We start from the raw sequence: 5,347 nt of genomic DNA on the forward strand, positions 1-5,347 counted from the left end.
CCCCCCCCCCTCCCCCCCCCCCCCCCCCCCCCCCCCCCCCCCCCCCCCCCCCCCCAAGCCCAGGAATCACGCTGTAGCGCCACCACGGAGGGGCTCCGCCGTTCGCCGATCCCCGCCGAAGGCGCGCCTCCCGCGCTGCAACATGCCCACGCGCAGACCTGCGCCATCATGGGCACCCCGCCCCCGCCAGGATCGTGCCATGCAGCAGTACCTGCTTCTGATCTACATCGAGCCTGCCCTGCTGCAGGCCCTGCCCATCGAAGAATTCAACGCGCTGATGCGCGACTGCCTGGCCCATGCCGACAAGCTGCAGGCCGAAGGCACGCTGCTGGCCGCGCAGAAGCTGCAGCCGGTCGACACCGCGCAGACCCTGCGCGTGCGTGATGGCCACAGTCGCGTACTGGATGGTCCGTTCGCCGAAACCCGTGAACTGCTGGCCGGCTTCAACCTGATCGTCGCCCCCGACCGCGACGAAGCCATGCGCATCGCCCGCGACTTCCCGTGGGCACGCTTCGGCAGCATCGAAGTGCGGCCGCTGGAAGACATGGACGCCGAGCGCGAACGCTGCGGCGCCCCGGCTGCCGCTATGGCAGCAGCCGTACCCTGATCTCGCGCGGGCCGACGCCTTCGTTGCCGCTGTAGTCGCGCACATTGGCGCGCACGATGTACTCACCCGGCGGCAGCGCCGACGGCTGCCAACGCCCGGTATCCATCAGGCCGTCACGCACGGTGTTGGTGGCCAGATAACGGAAACGGGTCACCGCGCTGCCATGCACGGTGATCCCACTGTCGGGGGCGTAGGCCACGCGCACCGCTTCCTTCTGCGGCGGCATGCGGTTGAACACGATGTTCCAGCGCGGCTGCTCGTAACCCTGCAGCGGCTGCCCAGCCGCATCGAGGATCTGGTAGCCCACCTGGTACATGCCCAGGCGACGGCGTGGCAGGTTGTTGTCGACCTGGTCCCAGGCCTCCACCACGATCTGCACACCGCGGCCCTGGCGCGCCACCATCACCACGCCGTCGCTGCCGGCGGCCATGGGCTGGTCGGTGTCGTCCAGCAGCGCCACATCGGTGATGCGCGGTGCGAAGTGGTCGGCGTAGTTCTGGAAGCCCAGTGCCACGGCATTGGTCTCGAAGCCACCGGTACCCACGGCCAGGTGCACATGCGCCTGGTTGTTGATGCTGCCCAGGCGATCGCCGACGTGGATGCGCATGCCGCGCCGCACGCGCATCCGCTCCAGCTTGCCCTGCTCGTCGTACAACGCCTGCCAGCGCGCATCGAACGGTTCATTGCGTGGGGTGCGGCCCACCCGCATGTGGATGTACTTGAGGCGATCCACGGCCAGGCCCTCGGCCTGCTCGCCCAGGCTCCAGGCCGCCATCGGGCTGCTGATCTTGCCATCGGCGATCGCCAGCACGGTCTGGCCCACATCACCGCGCACGTCGAATCCACCGTGCAGGTGATGGCGACTCTCGCCGGTGAAGTTGCCGCGCACTTCACCCAGTGTGCCGACCACTTCGTGCCAGCCATCCTGCGGCGCCAACGGCCAGCGCCCGCCGGTATCGGGCAAGGCGGCATCGGCGGCCGGGCCGACCAGTGCCGGCGCGGGCAGGTCGCCTACCGGCAGTGGGCGCAGGCGATGCAGACGGTAGCTGGCGGCGTCGGCCACCAGCACGCTGCCATCGGCATCCATCGCCAGGCCACTGGGGCGGGCCAGGCGCGGCAGGCGACCATTGCCGACCAGCGCGATCTGGTGGCCCTGCGGCGTCACCTGCACGATGCGGCCATCCATGTCGCCCACGTACAGCACGCCATCGTGGGTGGTGGCCAGCGACAGCGGCCCATTGATCACGCCACCGGCGGCGACCACGGTGCTGACCGTGCCATCAGCGCCTATGCGGCGTACCGCGTTGTTTAACAGATCGGCCACCAGCAGCGCGCCCTGCGCATCGAAGGCCAGTGCCACCGGCGTATCGAAGCGCGCCGCAGCGCCCACGCCATCGGCCATTCCCGGGCGCTCACCGCCGGCAAGGGTGCGCACGTTGCCATCAGTACCGATCACCCGGATGCGGTCGTTGTAGGTATCGGCCACGTAGACCTGGCCCTGCGCGTCCACCGCGATGCCCATCGGCGCATCAAAGCGCGCCTGCGCGGCCGGCCCATCGGCATAGCCCTGTTCACCACCCGCCAGCGTGGTCACCTGCCCATCGGTGCCGATCCGGCGGATCGCATGGTTGCCGGTGTCGGCCACATACAGGTTGCCCTGCGCGTCGGCGGCAATGCCCGAGGGCGTATTGAAACTGGCCTGCAGTGCCGGGCCATCGACGCGCCCCTCGCCCTGCCCGGCCACCGTTTCAACACGGCCATCGGGAAGGCGGCGACGGATCCGGTTGTTGTCGCCGGCATCGGTGAAATAGACGCTGCCATCGGCACTGCGCAGCAACGCGTACGGATCGGCGAAACGTGCCTGCGCGGCGGCGCCGTCGCGGTTACCCGGGTGGCCATCGCCGGCCAGCGGTTCGATCTGCGCGGTCCACGCCAGCGGCGTTGGAACCGGACCCACCGGTTCAGCCAGCGTATGCAGCGGTGTCTCCCACCAGGTCGCAGCCAATGCCACTACCGTCGCCAACGCTACGCCTGCCGCCATCCATTGCCACCGTGCCATCGTGCTGCGCTGCCTGCCTGCTGCCTGAAGAGGCACCGACAATAGACGCTGAACGCACGATCCGCCATGGCCAATCAAACGGCCAAACGCCAGAGTTCCATCCATCGCGCTTGTTCTCGCTGGCTGCAGCGGGTTCAATGCGGTTCCCACGGATGGAGATCCTCCATGCCCCGCATCCTCCCCCTCGCCGCCCTGCTGATTGCCGCATTGGCCAGTTCATCCGCCACCGCCTCGATCACGTTGGTGCCACAGAAGCCGTCCGTCACCGCCGATGCAATGCACCAGGCCTATGCCACGCGATGGGATGAGGCCATCCAGCAGTCGCGCAGTGGCAACACGCTGGGCGCGCTGATCGCGATGGAACGGCTGATGGAAGATCCAATGCTGGATGACTTCGATGCCGAACATCGCGGCCGCGCCGCGCAGGTGGCTGGCTGGACCGCGATGGTGCAGAAGAAGCCGGATCAGGCCCGCCGCTACCTGCAGCGCGCTCAGGAAGCACTGCCGGACGATGCGCAGATCCTGCTGACCCTGGTCTCGGTGGAACTGTCCGAGAACCAACCAGCGCCCGCCACGAAGCACCTGGTGCAGGCACTGAAGCATGCCGACGCGCCGTTGCCGGTGGACCGCCACGCGATCAACTACCTGCAGTTCCGCCTGCGGGACCAGCCGCAGCAGCGCATGGAACTGCTGCAGGCGCTGTTCGACAACGGCTGGAAGAGCGGCGGCCTGGAACCCACCGGAATGTGGCTGGCACTGGCCACGCTGCAGGCCGACAACGGCCGTGGCGACGATATTCCCGCCACGCTGGCGCGCATCACCGGTCCCGCCGAAATCATCCGCCTGCGCAGTGACAAACGGTTTGACCGCTATGTCGACCGCGCCGATGCCCGCTTCGATCCGGTGCAGGCTGCACAGAAGCACCTCGACGAACTGCGGGTTTCCGGCCTGCTCGACCGGGCGCTGGATGCACGCATGGCCGAGTTCAGCAGCACGCTGCTGATGCTGGACCGCAACGAGGAAGTGCTGGCACTGACCGATGGCATGGCCAGTGCGGCGGCCGAGGGCGAGTCGCCCTCGGCGGCGGAAGCCGAATGGGTGGCGTGGCTGCTCAACAGCCGGCTTACGGCGCTGCGCCGGCTGGGCCGTACCGATGATGCGCTGGCGGCAGCCAAACTGGCCGCACGCATCGGCGCACTGGGCCCGGATGGTGCCGAGCACCAGTTCAACGTCGGCTTCGTGTTCAGTTCGCTGGGCCGCATGCAGGATGCCGCCACCGCGGTGAATGACATGCCGGGCCTGGCCGGATACGGCAAGGCGGCCCAGGCACTGCTGCAGTTCGTTGCCGCCCGTGAACGTGGCGATGCCAAGGCCGAACAGGCCGCGCGTGCAGCGATCCTGGCCCAGGGCGATGACGCGCGCCTGTTCCAGCGCGAGATGCTGCTGGACGAGGGCAATCTCGACGGCGCCGCTGCCGTGCTGATCGAACAGCTGCGCTCACCCGTCGAGCGCGGCGAGACACTGGCCTCCCTGCAGGACATGCGCACCTATCCGTCGCTGCCCGGTGACGTGAAGATCGATGCGGCCTGGCGTGCGCTGAAGCAACGCGCCGACGTGCAGGCCGAGGTTGACCGCCTGGGCCGGATCGAACGCTACGAACTGGTCAGCACTTCCACCTCGCGCTGAGGAGCTTTTGTGTAGCGCCACTGGCCTAGCGCGCCGGCACCTCGGTACGGATGCCCATCGCCTCGCGGTAGCGCGCGTACAGCGCCATCACCTTGTCCACATAGGCCAGGGTTTCGGCATAGGGCGGCACGCCCTTGTAGCGGGTGACCGCGCCGATGCCGGCGTTGTACGCAGCCGCTGCCAGCGGCCGGTCACCGTTGTAGCGACGCAGCAGCGCACGCATGTAGCGGGCGCCGCCATCGATCGACTGCTGGGGCGAGAACGGATCATTCACGCCGTACTCCTGCGCGGTGTCCGGCATCAACTGCATCACGCCCTGTGCGCCCTTGCTGGACACCGCCAGCGCATCGAAGTTGCTTTCAGCATGGGCAATCGCGCGCAGCCACGCGTCATCGACGCCCGTAGCCTTGGCCGCAGCCTTGAACTGTTTGGCGTGCTGCGCCAACTGCGGCTTGCCGACCTTGCCCAGGCCTTCGTGGGCAGGTTCACCTGGCGGCGTGGCCACTGTGAACTTCAGGAACACCCGCGAGCCGGGCAGGTTGCGGGTGGAGTAGACCAGCGCGCCATCCTGCTCGCGCTCGTACAGCACGCCGCTGAACACGCCCATGTTGCCCCACAGGTTCGGGGCCTGGATGGCGTTGTCGTCGATTTCCTTCGCGGTGCAGCGTGAACCGGGTTCCGGCGCGGTGGCCAGGCTGACGGTGTTGCCCTGCACGCAGCGGTAGACGGTGCGCGCGGCGGCCAGCCCGGGCCACAGGCTGGGCAGCAGCAACAGCGCTAGCAGGAGAGGGCGACGGGGCATGGCGGCCGGATGATCCGGCCGTGCCCGCTAATGTTGGGTGAATGGGGGCCGGCAGGGCTGCGCCCTGCACCTGCAGAGGCAACGTCAACAGCCAGAGCAGCGCTGGGCAGTTGAGGGCTGGTCGGGTGGGTGTGGCCCGGCAGGACACGCCGTAAACCCATCCATGGGGGCTCGATGGCGCCATCCATGGCGC

General features: G+C 68.5%; 4 protein-coding genes. 2 read left to right on the plus strand and 2 right to left on the minus strand.

Annotated features, from left to right (window positions below):
* The first annotated feature begins 199 nt into the window (after nucleotides 1–199).
* Entirely contained in the window at nucleotides 200–607 is a 408-nt protein-coding gene (locus tag ACTJJM_RS21010) for a YciI family protein (RefSeq protein WP_043399841.1), read from the plus strand.
* On the opposite strand, the gene ACTJJM_RS21015 is transcribed toward ACTJJM_RS21010, so the two are convergent.
* Complete coding sequence (locus ACTJJM_RS21015) at nucleotides 585–2,666, minus strand: NHL repeat-containing protein (protein ID WP_224328925.1); 2,082 nt, start codon at nucleotides 2,664–2,666, stop codon at nucleotides 585–587. The two genes, ACTJJM_RS21010 and ACTJJM_RS21015, sit on opposite strands and share 23 nt — an antisense overlap.
* A 165-nt stretch (nucleotides 2,667–2,831) precedes the next feature.
* On the opposite strand from ACTJJM_RS21015, the gene ACTJJM_RS21020 reads away from it, so the two are divergent.
* The gene (locus tag ACTJJM_RS21020; protein WP_279947602.1) at nucleotides 2,832–4,352 is read left to right on the plus strand and encodes a tetratricopeptide repeat protein; all 1,521 of its coding nucleotides are present in this window, start codon (nucleotides 2,832–2,834) and stop codon (nucleotides 4,350–4,352) included.
* 25 nt (nucleotides 4,353–4,377) lie between these two features.
* Here the strand turns inward: ACTJJM_RS21020 and ACTJJM_RS21025 are convergent, their stop codons facing one another.
* Nucleotides 4,378–5,154: a lytic transglycosylase domain-containing protein gene (locus ACTJJM_RS21025; protein WP_029379923.1), complete on the minus strand. Its 777-nt coding sequence runs from the start codon at nucleotides 5,152–5,154 to the stop codon at nucleotides 4,378–4,380.
* Between the last annotated feature and the right edge of the window lie 193 nt (nucleotides 5,155–5,347).

The sequence above is a fragment of the Stenotrophomonas sp. 22692 genome (assembly GCF_052045015.1).
Lineage (GTDB): Bacteria > Pseudomonadota > Gammaproteobacteria > Xanthomonadales > Xanthomonadaceae > Stenotrophomonas > Stenotrophomonas geniculata.

What these genes read in the sequence shown, in the direction of transcription:
- ACTJJM_RS21015 (WP_224328925.1), bottom strand. Translation starts at nt 2,666, where the DNA reads ATGGCACGGTGGCAATGGATGGCGGCAGGCGTAGCGTTGGCGACGGTA.
- ACTJJM_RS21020 (WP_279947602.1), top strand. Translation starts at nt 2,832, where the DNA reads ATGCCCCGCATCCTCCCCCTCGCCGCCCTGCTGATTGCCGCATTGGCC.
- ACTJJM_RS21010 (WP_043399841.1), top strand. Translation starts at nt 200, where the DNA reads ATGCAGCAGTACCTGCTTCTGATCTACATCGAGCCTGCCCTGCTGCAG.
- ACTJJM_RS21025 (WP_029379923.1), bottom strand. Translation starts at nt 5,154, where the DNA reads ATGCCCCGTCGCCCTCTCCTGCTAGCGCTGTTGCTGCTGCCCAGCCTG.